General features: G+C 49.0%; 14 protein-coding genes and 2 other annotated features. Of the genes, 1 reads left to right on the top strand and 13 read right to left on the bottom strand.

All coding sequences use genetic code 11. From position 1 onward, the window contains the following. Positions 1-6: 6 nt before the first annotated feature. The 11 genes from NYR53_RS29775 to NYR53_RS29825 all read right to left on the bottom strand — a co-directional run bounded on the left by NYR53_RS29775 (position 7) and on the right by NYR53_RS29825 (position 9,589). Positions 7-1,323 carry an efflux RND transporter periplasmic adaptor subunit gene (locus NYR53_RS29775; RefSeq protein ID WP_261302661.1) on the bottom strand — a complete coding sequence of 439 codons (1,317 nt, stop codon included), beginning with the start codon at positions 1,321-1,323 and terminating at the stop codon, positions 7-9. 9 nt (positions 1,324-1,332) lie between these two features. Further along, the gene (locus NYR53_RS29780; protein WP_261302662.1) at positions 1,333-1,992 is read right to left on the bottom strand and encodes an HlyD family secretion protein; all 660 of its coding nucleotides are present in this window, start codon (positions 1,990-1,992) and stop codon (positions 1,333-1,335) included. Beyond that, positions 1,989-2,432 carry a MarR family winged helix-turn-helix transcriptional regulator gene (locus NYR53_RS29785; RefSeq protein WP_261302663.1) on the bottom strand — a complete coding sequence of 148 codons (444 nt, stop codon included), beginning with the start codon at positions 2,430-2,432 and terminating at the stop codon, positions 1,989-1,991. The genes NYR53_RS29780 and NYR53_RS29785 overlap by 4 nt, the downstream gene beginning before the upstream one ends. A 320-nt stretch (positions 2,433-2,752) precedes the next feature. After that, positions 2,753-4,381: a chaperonin GroEL gene (groL, locus tag NYR53_RS29790; protein WP_261302664.1), complete on the bottom strand. Its 1,629-nt coding sequence runs from the start codon at positions 4,379-4,381 to the stop codon at positions 2,753-2,755. 93 nt (positions 4,382-4,474) lie between these two features. Then, positions 4,475-4,756 carry a co-chaperone GroES gene (groES, locus tag NYR53_RS29795; protein ID WP_028553854.1) on the bottom strand — a complete coding sequence of 94 codons (282 nt, stop codon included), beginning with the start codon at positions 4,754-4,756 and terminating at the stop codon, positions 4,475-4,477. A 228-nt stretch (positions 4,757-4,984) separates the two neighbouring features. Next, positions 4,985-5,743, bottom strand: a complete 759-nt coding sequence (tatC, locus tag NYR53_RS29800) for a twin-arginine translocase subunit TatC (RefSeq protein ID WP_261302665.1) — start codon at positions 5,741-5,743, stop codon at positions 4,985-4,987. Positions 5,744-5,813: 70 nt separating this feature from the next. Continuing rightward, complete coding sequence (locus NYR53_RS34370) at positions 5,814-6,431, bottom strand: twin-arginine translocase TatA/TatE family subunit (protein ID WP_290428969.1); 618 nt, start codon at positions 6,429-6,431, stop codon at positions 5,814-5,816. A 407-nt stretch (positions 6,432-6,838) separates the two neighbouring features. Further along, positions 6,839-7,834, bottom strand: coding sequence for a molybdopterin-binding protein (locus NYR53_RS29810; protein WP_261306572.1), 996 nt, complete (start codon positions 7,832-7,834; stop codon positions 6,839-6,841). Positions 7,835-7,851: 17 nt separating this feature from the next. Beyond that, positions 7,852-8,343 carry a MogA/MoaB family molybdenum cofactor biosynthesis protein gene (locus tag NYR53_RS29815; protein WP_029197035.1) on the bottom strand — a complete coding sequence of 164 codons (492 nt, stop codon included), beginning with the start codon at positions 8,341-8,343 and terminating at the stop codon, positions 7,852-7,854. A 111-nt stretch (positions 8,344-8,454) separates the two neighbouring features. Next, entirely contained in the window at positions 8,455-8,943 is a 489-nt protein-coding gene (gene moaC, locus NYR53_RS29820; protein WP_261306573.1) for a cyclic pyranopterin monophosphate synthase MoaC, read from the bottom strand. Positions 8,944-8,959: 16 nt separating this feature from the next. Continuing rightward, complete coding sequence (locus tag NYR53_RS29825) at positions 8,960-9,589, bottom strand: 5-formyltetrahydrofolate cyclo-ligase (RefSeq protein WP_261302666.1); 630 nt, start codon at positions 9,587-9,589, stop codon at positions 8,960-8,962. A 463-nt stretch (positions 9,590-10,052) separates the two neighbouring features. Here NYR53_RS29825 and NYR53_RS29830 point away from each other — a divergent pair, with 463 nt between their 5' ends. Beyond that, positions 10,053-12,002: an ABC-F family ATP-binding cassette domain-containing protein gene (locus NYR53_RS29830; protein ID WP_261302667.1), complete on the top strand. Its 1,950-nt coding sequence runs from the start codon at positions 10,053-10,055 to the stop codon at positions 12,000-12,002. A 533-nt stretch (positions 12,003-12,535) separates the two neighbouring features. Here the strand turns inward: NYR53_RS29830 and NYR53_RS29835 are convergent. Both NYR53_RS29835 and NYR53_RS29840 read right to left on the bottom strand, forming a co-directional pair. Beyond that, positions 12,536-14,995: a hypothetical protein gene (locus NYR53_RS29835; RefSeq protein ID WP_261302668.1), complete on the bottom strand. Its 2,460-nt coding sequence runs from the start codon at positions 14,993-14,995 to the stop codon at positions 12,536-12,538. A 363-nt stretch (positions 14,996-15,358) separates the two neighbouring features. Next, a complete protein-coding gene (locus tag NYR53_RS29840) occupies positions 15,359-16,930 on the bottom strand; it encodes a 2-isopropylmalate synthase (protein WP_261302669.1) in 1,572 nt (523 codons plus the stop codon). A 274-nt stretch (positions 16,931-17,204) separates the two neighbouring features. Next, positions 17,205-17,467, bottom strand: a binding site (T-box leader). Positions 17,468-17,547: 80 nt separating this feature from the next. Beyond that, positions 17,548-17,798, bottom strand: a binding site (T-box leader). Positions 17,799-17,855: the final 57 nt, after the last annotated feature.

Raw genomic sequence — 17,855 nt, forward strand, 5'->3', positions numbered from 1 at the left:
CCTCCTTTACTCGGCATGAACCTTAGCACCGTCAGTTAGCTTATCGCCAGGATTCAGGACGATCTTATCATTAGGTTGCAATGCTGCAGTCCCTTTGAGGTATACCCAATCTTGGTTCTTATCTTCTGTCTGCAGCTCTACAGGATGAACGGTGTCACCGCTAATCTTATAAACGACCGTCTTGCCGTCTTTTTGCAAAAGGGCGGCTTTCGGTATTTCAACGCGATTCTCGCCACTGCTTGCTCCGAAAGCAACACTGGCAACAGCTCCCGCATGCAGGGATCCATCCGGATTGCCCACCGTTAACTTAACAGGAAAGGTGTTGTTATTTGTATCAGAAACCGGACTAACAAATGTGATTGTGCCTTCAAACGTTTTACCTGGAATACTGGGCACCGTCACGGTTCCTTTCGCTCCTTGTTTAATGGAGCTGACCATTCCCTCAGGGACACTGACTTCCACTTTCACCTGATCTATGTTTACAACCGTCAATAAAGCTGCTCCAGCTTGTGCCATTTCTCCCACATTCACATTCTTTTTTACAATGACACCATCAATTGGTGAAACTACCCCAGCATTCTTCACCGCATTCTGAACTAGCGTCAAACCAGCTTGTTTCGCTGAGACGTCGGCTTTCAATTGCTCCAACATATTAGCAGTTGCGCCTTCTTTGGCCAAGCTCAGCTTAGCCTCTGCGGCAGACAATTGAGCGTTCGCACCTTGTTGCTGCGACATAGCGGATTCATAAGCTGCTTTTGCTTTTTCATAATCCAGTGTCGCTTTATCCAGGTCGTCCGTACTGACTTCGCCTTGATCATAAAAGTTTTTCGCATGATTGTAGCCTTTAGTTACGAGGTCAAAAGCTGCTTTCGCTTGTGACACTCCCGCTTTAGCTTGATTAATTGCCGCTTTGGCTTGCTCAACTGCCGCACCTGCCGCTTGCAGATCCTGTGAACGGGCGCCTGCTGCCGTATCTGCCAATTTCGCCTGCGAAGCCGTCAGTCCGGCTTGTGCTTGATCCAACTGCTGGCTTAAATCTTCGGTGTCGAGTTGAACAAGTAGATCGCCCTTCTTTACTTTCGCACCTTCATCTACAGAAACAGAAGTAATTTTACCTCCTATTTTGGACACCACTTGAACTGTTTGATCCGCCGCTAATTTACCGCTCGCTCCAGCTGCATTCGAACTGCCGATCGTAATCACTTTGACTGAAGGTGTTGTTGATTGCGCAGCGCTTGTTTGTGAAGAACTGCAGCCGCTAACAAACATAAGGGAACCTGCCAGAACACTTAAAGATACAACGACGTTAAGATGTTTTTTCATGGGTAATCCTTACTCCCCTTTGATATGGATTTTGATCGCAGCATTCATACCTGGCGCCAGATCTAATCCCTTATGATCGTCAATAGATATTTTTACATTTAAACGCTGTGTAACTTTTGTAAAGTTCCCGCTTGAGCCCGTTGTCGGAAGCAATGAGAAGGTAGAAGCTGTTGCTTGACCAATCTCCGTTACTTTCCCTTGGAAATCTGTTCCACTATATGTATCCACATTAAACGTTACCAACTGTCCAACATGTATCTTTCGGATCTTCGTTTCATCAATATCTGCCGATACGAATAAGGCGCTCTTATCCACAATCATTGCGACCGATTGCCCGGGAGCGACGACTTCGCCAACTTTTGCGGCGGTTTGAATCACAGTTCCTCCGATCGGAGTGCGCAAAGTCGCTTGATCGAGCAAGCTATTCGATAAATTCGTAATATCCTGCTGACCGACAATTTGATCCGCCACAACCGTATCGCCTACTTTTATGCCCAGCGTGTTAATTTTGCCCGCAATTCGAGGCATGACACGGTAAATATCTCCCGAGAGACGGGCATTGTCTGTCGCTACATAATTAGCGCCCTGATACCAGTAATAACCGCCGATGCTGGCTCCGCTAATAACCATAACAGCCAGAATAATAATTAGAACCAATTTACGTTTCATTCCGTTCCCTCCAGCTTTTTCTCCAAATGTTCAATGAGTATTCCGATCACTTCTTTACATGTCGCAATCTGCTCAGGTGTAAATGCCATCTCCAAACCTGCGTAGAACTCCTGTGTAATCGTCTCAAGCTTCGTTTTCTTCATCTGTTGACAGAAATCAGTCGTACCAATCCAGACAATTCTTCGATCCTGCTCATCCCTCTTGCGTTCCACCAATCCATCACGTTCCAACCGGTCCACAATACCGGAAACCGTACTATTACTGAGCTGCACGGCATGAGCGAGATCCCCAAGCTTTCTCGGTTCCTTCATAAACAATTCCCTTAAAATAAACAACTGTGGTCCCGTTAACTCTTCCCGTTGAAGTTCCCGATACATTAAAGATACACGCAGCTTATGCAGCCTCGTAAATTCAGCCACAAGATCTCTAACCTCTTCCAAACCACTTCCCCCTTAAAAAACATAAGAATAATTGTTATTTCGAATGCGAATATTTCGTATACGAAATATTCAGATGCCATTAATCGTAACATGAATTTATGGATCTGGAAATATGTAGAATATGACTTATTTGTGAAAACAAATTAGCCGAAAAGCTAATGCTTCGGACTTCGTGGTCCCCCTAAAATGAGCACTACAATTTATGAAATACCAGGAGCACATCCTTTTATAATCCTTACTCGCATGGCACGTAACCGAAAAAATGAAAAAGGCTCCCTAAGGAGCCTTTCATTACAGCTTATATGAGGCTGATGTAAAGCTTACATCATGCCGCCCATTCCACCCATGCCGCCCATATCAGGCATGCCTGGTTTGTCTTTTTCTGGTTTATCAGCGATAACCGCTTCAGTTGTCAAGAACATAGCTGCTACGGATGCTGCGTTTTGCAGTGCGGAACGAGTTACTTTAGCAGGGTCAACGATACCTGCTTCGAACATGTTCACCCATTGGCCAGTTGCTGCGTTGTAGCCGATGCCTACTTTTTCGTTTTTGAGGCGCTCAACGATTACGGAGCCTTCTTGACCAGCGTTAGCTGCGATTGTGCGAACTGGCTCTTCTAGGGAGCGCAGGATGATGTTAACGCCTGTTTGCTCGTCGCCAGTTGCTGCTACTTTAGCTACTGCGTTGTATACGTTAACGAGGGCTGTACCACCACCAGAAACGATACCTTCTTCAACAGCTGCACGAGTTGCGTTCAGAGCATCTTCGATACGAAGTTTGCGCTCTTTCAGCTCAGTTTCTGTCGCTGCGCCAACTTTGATAACAGCTACGCCGCCAGAAAGTTTAGCCAAACGCTCTTGCAATTTTTCTTTATCGAAATCGGAAGTAGTTTCTTCCAGTTGGGAACGGATTTGTGTAACACGTGCGCCGATGTCTTTTTTGTCGCCAGCGCCATCAACGATGATTGTGTTTTCTTTGGTTACACGAACTTGGCGTGCGCTACCCAATTGCTCAGGACGCGTGGATTTCAGATCCAAACCAAGCTCTTCTGTGATCACTTGACCACCTGTTAGAGCAGCGATATCGCCAAGCATAGCTTTACGACGATCACCGAAACCTGGAGCTTTAACAGCTACGCAAGTGAATGTGCCACGAAGTCTGTTCACAACAAGCGTTGCTTGTGCTTCGCCTTCAACATCTTCAGCAATGATCAGAAGTTGCTTACCGGATTGAACCACTTTTTCAAGAACAGGCAAGATTTCTTGGATGTTCGAGATTTTTTTGTCAGTGATCAGGATGTATGGGTTGTCAAGGACAGCTTCCATTTTATCCGTGTCAGTGATCATGTATGGGGAAGTGTAACCACGGTCGAATTGCATACCTTCTACAACTTCGAGCTCAGTCAAGAATCCTTTGGATTCTTCAACAGTGATAACACCGTCTTTACCTACTTTTTCCATAGCTTCAGCGATCAGTTCGCCTACTTCTTCATCAGCAGCAGAGATTGCCGCTACTTGTGCGATGGATTGTTTGCCTTCGATTGGCTTCGCGATAGCTTGAAGCTCTTCTACAGCCGCTTTAACAGCTTTCTCGATACCTTTGCGGATAACCATTGGGTTAGCGCCTGCAGTTACGTTTTTCAAACCTTCGCGGATCATAGCTTGTGCTAGAACCGTTGCAGTTGTTGTACCGTCACCAGCAACATCGTTTGTTTTGGTAGCAACTTCTTTAACAAGTTGTGCTCCCATGTTTTCGAAAGCATCCTCAAGCTCGATTTCTTTCGCGATTGTAACACCGTCATTTGTGATCAACGGGCTGCCAAATTTTTTCTCAAGAACAACGTTACGGCCTTTAGGACCGAGGGTTACTTTTACAGCATTAGCTAAAGCATCTACCCCACGAAGCATCGCGCGGCGTGCGTCTTCACTGAACTTAATTTCTTTTGCCATGATAGGAAACCTCCTCTAATTTAGAACCTGTACATAGTAAGTAGTATTACGGAAAAACTAAGTAAACGCAGTGCCGATCTATATCCTGCTAAATTAGGCTAATACAGCGAGAATGTCGCTTTCGCGCAAGATCAACAGTTCGCGGCCTTCGTATTTCACTTCAGTTCCAGCGTATTTGGAGAAAATGATGCGGTCGCCTTCGCTTACTTCAAGCGGAACACGTACGCCATCTTTCAACGCGCCTGCGCCTACAGCTACAACTTTACCTTCTTGTGGTTTTTCTTTAGCTGTATCTGGCAGCACGATGCCACTTGCTGTAGTCTCCTCTTTCGCAACGGCTTCAATGATTACTCGATCACCTAACGGTCTGATCATGGAAAAATAGCCTCCTTTAGAAAATTGGTATTGGGTGTATTCGGTTATTAGCACTCGAATGTGTTTAGTGCTAACAACAATTCTTATGATACTCATTCTGGGAGTAATTTGCAAGTCCTTTTACACATTTTTCATTCTTTCGGGCACCCCCCTCATTCTACCCAAATGAAAAACAAATATTCCCTCTAAAAAAAGAAAAACAGCCTGCACTTTAGGCAGACTGTTTTATTATTTAGGACCAAACTCCCGCTCCCACTCAGCATCCTTCGCCAACTGTTTGCGATAGATGAATCCCGACATAAATACGCTAAATTCATACAAAACAATAAGCGGCAAAGCCACTAATATAGCCGATATCGCATCTGGCGGTGTAATTACCGTAGACAGAATAACGAGCAGCATGTACGCATATCTCCTGAACTTGTGCAGAAGCTTCGGATTCAAAAGGCGAATCTTCGTGAGGAACATCACGACAATAGGCATTTCAAACGTAATGGCCAGCGGAAGAATAATGTTGAACATGAATGTAAAATATTGTGCTGCGCCATACATCTCCGTGATATCGAGACTATGGCTAATGGAGGAAGTAAAGTAAAAGGCCATCGGAAAAACAACCCAATACCCGAAGGAAAGACCTCCCAAAAATAGCAAAAACGCATAAGGAATATAAATAATCGAAGCCTTCTGCTCAGCCTCACGCAAGCCTGGCTTAACAAACGCCCATATATGATAAAGAATAACCGGGAGGGTAATCAGAATCCCTACGGCCAATCCAAAATTCATATATAAGCGCAGGGCATCCCACGGGGAAAAAACGTTCCAACTAATGCTATTAGCAGGCGGAATGTTTTTGAGGTAACGAATGATCGGCTTCGCGCTGATTAATCCGCCTACCATCCCTATGACCAGGACTGCCAGTACCCACATGATTCGTTTGCGCAGCTCACCAAGGTGTTCTACGAGTGACATTTCTTCGTTCGTTGTCATATTTCACCAACCTGATCTAGTGGATCAAACCTATACGGCTGAAGCACTTGTTATGCTGAAAAGAAAGCGGCTAGTCCGGTAGACGCCGCGTGCTGCTTTGCGGCGCTGCCGTGGAGGCAGGCTGTGCGTCCGTTCGAGCAGGTGCCGTCGGTGTGACCGACGGTGCCTCTACAGCGGGCGCTGCTGCTGACGGGACGGATGCTGCTGTTGCAGCAGTCGAACCCGATTGTGCAAACGATGCGTCAACCGATGAGGCAAACACGGGTACCGCTGCCTGTTCGAGCTGGACAACCGTTTGGACAGCCTCTGGCTCCGCAGTAGCAGCAGTATCTGACTCCGCGACTTCTGGTGCAGCTGTACTCGGTTCGACACTCGACTTGACTAATGAGGGAGCTGTCGTAACGAACTCAACCGCCGCTCTCTCGGAAGTAGCATCTGCTTCGAAAGGATTTGACGAGGCCGCTCGGACTTGAGTCGAAACCTGCGGATCTGGTTTGACCTGGGCTGCCGGCTTCGGCGCCGCCGCTTCTTCAGACTCATCGTTCAGCAGGGCGTGAGCGCCTTTCTTGAAATCTCTGATCGCGCGCCCAAGCACACGGCCGATTTCGGGCAGCTTCTGCGGTCCAAATAGGACAAGCGCAACGACTGCTATTAATAAGAGCTCGGTGAAACCGATATTTTGAAACATGGACTTCATCTCCATTATTTGTTGCGACTTCAATTAAACCGTATAACAAATTAGCAAACGCTTAATCGGCAACGAAATCTCCTAGTGAGTGGTAACTGTGTGCAGAGAACACCTTCACTATAGTCACACACTTTTGCATTAGCTGCAAAAAGTGCAGTTATTTGGCTACTTTTCACCTCTACGGCCCACTTTACCTGCATTTTATACATCAAAATCAGCTAAAAACAGCCAATTTACCACCAATGCGCCAAAAGAGATGTACATTTTGCAGTAAATTGCTAAATATGAAAGAAATTCAACCAATCACCTGCACAAAATGCAGCAAAAATGTCGAATGTGCTTTACACCAACAAAATCGAAGCAATCTTAACTAGCAGGCTTTGACCATCTAGCGCTGGCTCAAGAAGCTAGCACTGATAAAACCCACCGTACCCCATCTCCGTAATGTCGCTGCGCACGATGGCCTCGCCAGCGCAAATCCGCGGGAGCAGCACATCAAAGGACGTGTACGGGTCGTGCATCACGCAACCCGGCAAGCCCATGATCGGCACATCGCCCAGATAGGCGATCATCAGCATCGAGCCCGGCAGCATCGGCGTGCCGTAGCTGACCACGCGGGCGCCGGCCTGCTTGATCGCACCCGGTGTGCGATCGTCCGGGTCCACGGACATGCCGCCCGTGACCAAAACCAGATCCACGCCCAGCGCTATCAGCGCGTGGATCTCACCAACAATCGCTTCGCTGTCATCCGACACGAAGCGTTGGTCTACCACCTCGGAGCCGAGCTGCGCGACCTTCTCCTTCACGACCGGGCCGAATTTATCCTTAATTCGGCCCTTGAAGACCTCACTGCCCGTCGTAATCACGCCGACGCGCAGCTTGCGAAACGGCTTCACCTCAAGCAAGGTGAAGCCCTCCTCACGGCGAGCGGCAGCCAGGCGCTCGACCTCCACAACCTTCGCTTCGTCCACAATCAGCGGGATCACCCGCGTGCCGACCAGCGAAGCGCCTGCCTGAACGACCGTGTTGCTGCGAATCGTCGACAACACGACCTCATCGATGGCGTTCACACTGTCGACGAACGCCTTATCGATCTTGACCAAGCCGTGAATCGCCGATTTCACGTTCACTTTGCCCTCATGCGGCTCCGTCAGCGTGAGCCCATCCCCCGCGATCGCCTTCGCCATGCGCTGCGCAGCTTCATCCTCATGTAGGAAGCCAGGCTGCAGCTCCATCACATAAATATGCTCTTTGCCGATGCTCAGCAGCGCAGGAATATCGGCCTCCGTCACCTGATGGCCTTTGCGAAACAGGCGCCCTTTAAACTCGCCGGGCAGAATCTGCGTCAGATCATGCGGTAGAATCATGCCGATGGCATCCTCCACTTTGACCTCGCGCAGCATCGAGTCATGTTTAGCACTCACCCATGGTCACCTTCTTTGCCCGTCAGAATCCCGAGCGCATGCGGAAGCTGATCGATAATCGCCATCAGATTCTCCTGCACGCCCTTAGGACTGCCCGGCAAATTAATGATCAGCGTGCGCCCGCGAATGCCGGATACCGCTCTGGAAAGCATGGCTTTCCGCGTTTTTTGCATCGAAATCATTCGCATAGCTTCGGCAAACCCCGGTGCTACCCGATCAATGACATTGAGCGTTGCTTCCGGTGTCACATCTCGGGGGGCTAGTCCCGTTCCGCCAGTCGTTAAAATCAAATCTGCCTGATAATAATCCGTCATTTCTATTAATGAAGCCATGATTTCATCCATCTCATCCGGAACGACCCGGTATTCGATGATCTCGCCTTGAATTTCCTCTTCAATCAGCTCGCGGATTACCTGAGCGCTAGTGTCTTCTCGTTCTCCTCGGTAACCGCGGTCACTGGCTGTCAAAATCGCAACTTTCCAGTGCATCCTTCGTCACCTCTCCCTTGTTAACTGAATGAGATAACCCCACTAACCTGAGTGATCGTCGACTTTCATTTCTATGAATAAAACTGCTTTATCTGTCTAGTCGCGTCACTGTCAACTATCTTGTCTGTGAAAATCCCCGTTTTTGCCGCCTGTTTTGAGGACAAGCAGCGTAGAGCTGATAATCATATCCTTCTCTACGGCTTTGCACATGTCGTAGACGGTTAACGCGGCGGCGGATACGGCTGTTAAAGCCTCCATCTCAACGCCAGTCGGACCCGTCGTCCGGACAGTTGCTTCTATGTATAGTTCATTGTTGCCATTATCAGCAAACTGAATATCAATACCCGTCAGCGCAATCGGATGGCACATCGGAATCCAGTCTGACGTTTTTTTGGCGGCCATGATGCCAGCCACTTGCGCAACGGCGAGGACGTCGCCTTTTTTCATTTTACCCTGCTTAATTAAATCAAGCGTCTCGCTCTTCATAATTAAAGTGGAACGTGCAGTAGCCGTACGCTTCGTTTCTGTTTTATCCGAAATGTCGACCATTCGTGCTCGTCCCTGCTCATTAAAATGGGTTAATGGGGAAGAATCGGGCAAAGCACTCACCTCTATTTTAGGATTCGGTTTTGAAGACCATTTTGCTCTCGGTAACGATCCCGTCAACTCGGAAATCATGCCAGGAAGAAGGAACCGCAGGAATCAATTGATTATCAAAAGCGGCCGCGACCGCAAATGGTCTCTTAAGCCCGCGCGCAGCAAATAACTGCATGAAGCGATCATAAAAACCGCCCCCATAGCCCAGTCTTCCGAAATCCAAATCAAAAGCAAGCCCTGGCACTAAGATCATAGATAAGGTGGACAAATCGTGCTCAATCGGCACCTCGCTGCGAGGTTCTCTGATGCCATATGCCCCGCTCTCCACATCTTCATAGCTGCTTATGACATGCAAATTCATCGTCTTCGTATCTGCTACAACCTTCGGCACAAGCACACGAATTCCCTGCTGCCAACACCATTCCATCAGAGGGGCAACATCCGGCTCAGACCGAAAAGGCATATAACTCATGATCGTAGGCGGAGCGGACGTTTCATTCTGTCCATGCCCAAGAAGCCTATCGCTGCATAGTTTTTTCAATCTTTCATTTATACGCTGCTGCTTCTCTTCACGTTCTTCAGACATGATGGAGGAGCGCAGTTCTTCCATTTCTTTGCGTAATTCGATTTTCCGCTCTCGGATGTTCATACTAGCTTCAGCCCTTCCCTAACGAGGAGTGGTTTCCCCCATTTTAACATAAACAAGGAAAAAAACTATACTCGCACCGAAGACCCCAGTCGAATGAGCGTTATTACGGGAAAATGGTCCGAGAATATCGTCGGAATCGCCCATGAAGATTGGACATTCTTCCTATTTGTAAAGATGTGATCAATCCTTTTTCCATCTACATATTTACTCTAGCATCTAAACCTTCACCGTGACGGATATTAAACGTCATAATCGTGAATGCTGCTGGGGCAAGAACCTATAGCCTATATGCTTAGCATGCCTCAAAAGTACCATTTACCCATCCCCACCCATTCTGATCTATGCAAAATTAAGCATACGATGCCGCCTCGCATGGTGTATACTAGTGAATTGATGGGATATAAGAGAGCGAAAGCGCGGGCTAGATCAGGTCCTTTCATTAATAAGCAGGAGGTAGCAGCAGATGCTATTACAGGTTTCTAACATTTCCAAAAGCTATGGAGTACGTTCCGTACTCTCTAATATAACGCTTCAGATCGAAAACAGGGAACGGATCGGTTTAGTGGGCGTGAATGGTGCCGGTAAATCGACGCTGCTCCAAATTATTGCCGGCGAAATGTCCTATGACAGCGGCGACTTATTCAAGGCAAAGGAAACGAAAATCGGCTATTTGAAGCAAAATAGCGGACTACAAACAGATAAGTCTATCTGGAACGAGCTGCTCAGCGTGTTCAGTTCCTTGCTGGAAACGGAGCGAGAACTTCGTGAACTGGAAGCGTTAATGGCAGATCCTGAACTAATCTCGGACGAAAAAAAGTACGAAACCACGATGAATCGTTACGCACTGCGCTCCGAATGGTTCCGTGAGCATGGCGGCTACGAAATTGAAGCGAAAATCCGCGGTATTTTGCACGGGATGGGCTTCGGACAATTTTCTCCGGATACGTTAGTCCAAACGCTTAGCGGCGGTCAGAAAACAAGGCTTGCCCTTGCTAAAATGCTGCTCGAAGAGCCCGATCTGCTCATGCTCGATGAGCCTACGAACCATTTGGATATCTCGACACTAACTTGGCTGGAAGGTTATTTACGCGGCTATCCAGGTGCTATTCTGGTCGTATCTCATGACCGTTTTTTTCTGGATGCTTTGGTGACTTCTATCTATGAGATTGAGCGAAATGCTTCCAAACGATATACCGGGAACTACTCCCGATTCATCGAGATTAAAGAAGCTAATTATGAGATTGAAATGAAGCAGTTCGAAAAGCAGCAGGATGAAATCGCCAAGCTGGAGGATTTTGTTCAGCGCAATATTGTGCGTGCATCGACGACGAAGAGAGCGCAGAGCCGCCGCAAGCAGCTGGAAAAAATGGATCGACTCGACAAGCCGATGGGGGATTTGAAGCGGGCTTCGTTTTCTTTTGAAATCGAGCAGACTTCCGGTAAGGAAGTGCTGCAGGTTGACCGTTTGGCGCTTTCCTATGATGGAAAGCACCGGCTGCTCGATGGCGTCTCCTTCCAGCTCCGTCGTTCGGAAACCGCCGCACTCATTGGACCTAACGGTGTAGGGAAATCCACCCTGCTCAAAACATTAATTGGTCAGCACAAACAAGACGCAGGCACCTTCAAATGGGGCGCTGGCGTCACGATTGGCTACTACGATCAGGAGCAAACCGGACTGACTCCGTCCAACAGTGTGTTGGAGGAAGTGTGGAACACGTATCCTCATTTGGAGGAAGCGCGGATTCGCACGGTGCTCGGAAACTTTCTTTTTAGCGGCGAAGATGTGTTCAAAAAAGTCGCGGCCTTAAGCGGCGGGGAAAAAGCCCGTGTAGCCTTAGCCAAGCTGATGCTGCAAAAAGCGAATGTTTTGATCCTCGATGAGCCTACCAACCATTTGGATTTGTATAGCAAAGAGGTTTTGGAGTCGGCCTTGATGGATTACGAGGGCACTCTTCTCTTCATCTCCCATGACCGTTACTTCCTGAACAAGATGGCTGAGAGTATGCTGGATCTGCAAAAGGATGGGCTTACGAGCTATCTCGGTAACTACGACGATTATGTGGAGAAAAAGGCTGAGCTTGCCGAGATGGAAGCGAAGCGGCTGGCCAAAGAAGCGGAGAAGAAGGCCGCTGGAGGCAGCGGCTCGGTTGGAAAAAGTGAACCCGCCAGTGGTGGCGGGTACGAAGCAGACAAGCTGGCGAAGCGCGAAGAACGCAGCCGCCAGCGTAAGCTGGAGCAGCTCGAACTGGACATCGCCCGGCTGGAAGACGAAGTGTCCGCCTTGGAGGCGGAGCTTGCTGACCCAGCTGTGTACAATGACTATGTCCTCGTTCAGGAGAAGACCGCTGCCGTTGATGAACGGAAGGGTGCGCTCGCTGCTTGTTATGAGGAGTGGGAGCTTTTGTTGGCTTGATAGTTTATCACTCAGCGGATCAATGCCTCAGAAGCAGGGGGTTTGTTGGACTGAGAGCGCTGAATCGGGACCGTGAGGCAGCCTGAGAGGAACTAAAACGACTTCTCAGCTGGTCAATGCCTTAGTGGCGGGGTTTTTCTGAGATGAGAGCGCTGAATTCGACTTCTCAGATGCATTTCTGCTCGTGAGGCGGCCTGAGAGGATCTAAAACGACCTCTCAGCTGGTCAATGCCTCAGTGGCGGGGTTTTTCTGAGATGAGAGTGCTGAATTCGACTTCTCAGACGCATTTCTGCTCGTGAGGCGACCTGAGAGGAACTAAAACGACCTCTCAGCTGGTCAATGCCTCAGTGGCGAGGTTTTTCTAAGCTGAGAGCGCTGAACAGACGCATTTCTGCTCGCGAGGCGACCTGAGAGGAACTAAAACGACCTCTCAGCGGATTCATGTCCCTATGAACGGAGATTTACCGCGGTGAGAGAGCTTATTTGTTTCTCTCAGACCCGTTTCTGCTCGCTCGCGAGGTTGCACGAGAGATCAAGAAGGACCACTCGCCTTAATCCATGCCTCGGAGGCGGTTTTTTCTGTATGCAGCTCCTTCAATCGCAGGAGCTGCATCGGTACAGCGACGAAAATGATCAACGTCGCTGCTGCAACAATGCCGGAGTCGTTAAGCAGCAGCGCTGCGATGGCTCCGATCATATTGGCCGAGAACCCGTACATCCAGTACGGGTATTTGTGCTGCCACAAGCGAAGACGGCCGCGTGGACGGAGCACAAGGACAGCCATAACGATGAGGCTGGTGATGAGCACTTTGCTCCACACGGATGCACGAAGCAAGTGCACGTTCATCCGCAGCTTTCGCTCGATCAGCTGTCCGATCTGATCGAAGTGCCCGGCGTGCAGCGCGTGAAACGCACGCCCGACATGGCTCTCCCGCGCGAATGCCGCGGGAGAATCGGCGCTGTTGAGCAGCCACAGCGCCCCAAGCCCCAGCGCGAGCAGCGCCGACAGCAGGGCTGCGCCCCTGCCTAGGCGCAGCTCGCGCCAGCGTTCGCCGGCGAAGCACTGCGCGCCGGCTACGCCGAAGGCGACCGCGGCGCTCAAGGCGCCGCCCGCGTTCGCGCCGAGTGACGGTGCCGCCAGGCAGGCCGTCACGAGCAAGAACGCCCCGCACGCGAGCAGCGCGGCGGTAGGAGAAGCCGCCGCGACCCCGAGGCGAGGCGAAGTCTCCATCTCCCCGCTCCCTGCAAGGAGCGGGCCAATGCCCTCCAGCCCGCCGCCGCGCAGCGCGGGCTGCCCACCCCCATGACGGCGCTGCAAAGCCGCCGTCACGCCAAGTACGAGAGCGCCGATCAGGACGCCCATGTACTCATTCCCGATGCCGTAATAGCGGGCGCCAATCATCGGATCATAACCCAGAATGGAATACTTCATGGCATGGGCCCCTGTACTGCCATCCAGCGTTATGATCAGCGCATTCCCAAGACCAAGCCAGATCATGGCTGTGGTTAAGCGGCATTTTTCCATAACAGCAGAAATAAACAGCGTGCACACCATAAAAATGGCAATCAGCACACGCATCGTCCCTTCGATCCCTATTTTCGTTGTCAGAGGAACAACCAACCAGCCCATTAACAGCATAACAGCAGGCGCCGTAAGCAGCGAGAAGAGCAGCGTACGCATACTCCTGCGCCAAGGCAATGCCTTTCCTTCGAGATATTCACGGTCTGCCAGTCTTTTTTTAATCCACAGACCATACATCAAACTCAAGAGCAATACGAGCATTTCATAAGTAACAAAAGGATATAGCAGCAGCGGCCTACTACGGTAAATTATCTGCATGCTGCTTTGTTCCCTGACCAGTCCAGCAAGAGCTTCACTTTTCCCCATAGTGGATAAAGGAATGCCCATCAACCTACTCGGCACCGGGATGTTGAACTCTTTTAGCAGCGAACTTGTGAAATCTTGTGCCGTGACCACACCTTGCCTGCGAGTAGATTCCGAAACCAGAATTGCCCCTCTGCTGTCGGTCGTGTAATGAAGGATAGGAGATAAATAGGCTTTGGCTTTAGCCGCTTCACTATTCACTTCCGGAGAGAAAATCCATAAGCTTTCCTCCTCCGTCATCCCTGCCACCACTTGACCTATCCACTCATCCATCTCTTTCAAGATTTGACCTTTCAACTGCGAGAAACGTTCCTCCGTGTAATGCTCTTGATCCGAATATAGTCTGTACAAATCACCTAATTCGATTAGTGTAATGCTAGGCCGCATCCTTTTTTCCCACAAAGAACGCAATTGTGCATAATTGGTACTAACGCCGTATGGTCTATCCACAGCCACAGTTACGGCATCATCTCCGAGGGCACCTTTGTCCACAAAACCATTGGAATCAACCAGCATGAACGGACTGTAGCGCCGCAATTTCTTTTCTTCGATGCCTGACCTCTTCCCTAAATCACTGCTTCCAAGCACAGCGCGATAAACATCATACTCCTTCAACATTTCCCCTAGGATGCCTGTTCCATAACCTTGATTCTCATTAGCCCGCTGAAGCATCGTGATGTCAGGCACCAGCACAGAGTCAGCCTCAATCGGTCTATCTTCCCCACGACCTATGTAACGATTCATAAGTTCGGAAATATGAATGCCTTGCCTTGTTTCATTTGCTGTAAAAGCCTGCACTTCTGCGACTCCTACGGTAGGTGCTCCTACTCCCAACGAGACATACACATCTCTCATCGTTCGACTCGATGTGCGAATGTTCATAGCTCCAACTGCACTTAACTCCGTCAGTCGCCGTAAATGAGGGAGCTCCACAAGTTGATCGGGTCGGACCTCCATGAACGATAAACCCGGTATCGAAATCACCGTCACCTGCTTGGACTTTACTTTGCTGTGGATGGATGGATCGATTCCAGCTTCTACACTTGTGGACAACTCAAACATTAACGTCAAGATACCCACAATTATGCCTGCTATTTTTAACTTCAAGTGTATTCACCCACTGTTTTTGCTTTTAGCATTTTCATCCAAGTGAAAAGCTATCCACTGCCGGATTGTTTCGACAATTTAAACGGGATGATTTTAGGCCCAATAACTTATCCACATCGTTATCCACAAAAAAAGAGAGGCAAAATTCGCCTCCCTCTGCACTTTTCCTTCGTTTTCCACAATCTTATCCACATTATCCACAAAAACTTGTGAAAAAGTTATTCTTCTCAGCCTTCTTTTAAAATCGTTGGTAACCGTGGGTTTGCTCTAGTTATACACATTGTACACAGGGTCTGTGAATAACTTTGCACACAAGCTGTGTATATATCTAAGTTTTCTTACAATTTGAGATCGTCTGCTTGTTTATGACGCTGTCGTAGCTTCGGTTGGAGCCGCTGCGCTATTTTGCATACGTATGGCTTGGTTGCAAGCCGAGATAAAAGCTTTGGCTACCGCAACAAGCACATCCTGGTCAATGCCTGTGTTTTTGTAAGTTTGGCCGCCAACTGAGATGGTGACTTCCGCTTCTCCCGTTGCTTTTTCACCTGTGGATAACGAGTGAAGCTCCAGATCGGAGAAATCCACAGCCATCGGAATCGCTTGTCTAAGGCACTGCACGATGGCTTCAATTGGGCCTTCACCTGTCCCCGAGTATACATTTTCAACACCAGTTTGATTGTTCTTTACCGACACGGAGGCAACCCGATTGCGATCACTGCTAGAAACAACTTGCATATGTGTCAGTGTAAATGGCTCCATTTGCCCATCAACGGTAGATCCTACAAGCTCCATAAGCTGGTCGTCAGTCACCATTTTCTGGTCATCCGCTTTTTCTTTGAATCTTGTGTAAAGTGTGTCCAGTTCTTCTCCCGTAAGTTCAATGCCAAATTGTCCTACGCGATGTTTAAGCGCGTGACGTCCCGAATGCTTGCCAAGAATGATCATAGACCGTGGAATGCCCAGCTTTTCCGGATCCATAATTTCGTACGTGTTGCGATTTTTCAGCAGCCCATCTTGATGGATACCCGCTTCGTGCTGGAAGGCATTTCGGCCGACAATCGGCTTATTGTAAGAAATGGGGAAACCCATGATGCGGCTGACCATTTTGGAAGTGTTGAAAATTTCATTGGCTACGATCCCTGTTTCCACGCCCATGGTCATCTTACGCGTCTCAATAGCCATAACAAGTTCTTCGAGAGAACAGTTGCCTGCGCGTTCCCCTACACCGTTAACGGTTACTTCCACATGTGTGACTCCTGCAGCAATAGCCGCTAGGCTGTTAGCGACAGCAAGACCCAAATCATTATGGCAATGCGCGCTGTACTCTACGGTATCCCCGCCTCTTACACTTTGGCGCACTCTGCGGAACATAGCCCCATATTCTTCTGGAAGCGCGTAGCCCACGGTGTCTGGGATGTTCAGTATGGTTGCTCCCTCAGCAATGACGGCCTCGAGTACTTCAAACAGGAATTCATCCCCTGTTCGCGTTGCATCCATCGGCGAGAATTCGATCCGATCCACGAATTGCTTCGTATAGGCAACCATGGAGCGAGCCATCTCAACAACTTGTTGACGAGATTTGCGAAGTTGGAAATCCAGATGGATGTCCGATGAGGACAGGAACATGTGAATGCGTCTTGAAGCAGCATCTTGTGTGGCTTTCACGGCCGAGTCAATATCCGCTTTAACAGCTCGGGCGAAGCCGCAAATCTCTATGTTTTGCAGTTCACGCGAAATTTGCTGCACCGCCTGAAAATCCCCTGGACTTGAAATCGGGAAGCCCGGTTCGATGGTATCCACGCCCATTTTCGCGAGCTGTCTAGCGATGCGAATCTTCTCTTCCGGATATAGGGAAGCTCCTGGCGCCTGTTCGCCATCTCTAAGTGTCGTATCAAAAATGCGAATACGTCGATTGTTGTTTTTGTTGTTTTCCATGGTTAAATTCCTCCTCAAGGTTAGGCCAGCCTTGCTGGCAATTTATCTTTTATGGTTTGAACTTATGACTTGAACAAGTTTGAATATGAAAATGAATCGCTACGACTGACTTATGTTGCTCCACGTTACTTTAGTGATGTTTTTCATCGCTAAAGAGGTCATCAAAGATTTCGCGTTTGTTCATGTCTCGAAAAGAAGAATGATTCGTTACCGGTGGGGGCCCAGCCTAATCAAAAACCCACTTCAAGACGAAAAAAAGACCCGTCATCTCCACATAAGAGACGACGGGTCTTCACCCAGCGCGGTACCACTCTTGTTGGCTCCAAGTCACGGAGCCCACCTCAGACATTGCGCAGCAAGAGCTGGCCATGTCACCCAATCACGGAGGTCATCCGTTCATCCCTAACAGCGTAAAACTAGCTGATCAGGATGACCGCTTCCAAGCGAGTTCGGGGCATTCACGGTCTGCGTCGCATCAACCCGCAGCTTTCTGTACCGTACAAGTGAGCCCTTACTACTCTTGTTCATCGCGTTTGTTATATGTTCATGTTCCTTCTTCGCATTTGTTCATGTTCGCTTCAAGTTCCAGAACAACCAAAAAAGCCTGCCATCTCTATAAAAGAGACGACAGGCTTGAACCTTCCGCGGTACCACTCTAATTGATCCGAGCTGTTACACTCGAAACCACTCATGTACCTGATCACGGGGGTCAACCGTCAAGACCTACTTGGGTGCTGGATCCTTGGCATCCTTATCAGCCTTACCGCTCCCGGGCGAGTTCAGGTACCGTTTCGTCTGTGCTTTCACCAAGCGCACAGCTCTCTGAGCGAAACTACTGTTCCTTACTAATCCCGTTCGTTGCGTTTGAAAGTATTGATTGTGATTATAATATGCAGCTTTGGCAAAGTCAATACAGTTGTCAGAA

It is taken from the genome of Paenibacillus andongensis (assembly GCF_025369935.1).
GTDB classification, from domain to species: domain Bacteria; phylum Bacillota; class Bacilli; order Paenibacillales; family NBRC-103111; genus Paenibacillus_E; species Paenibacillus_E andongensis.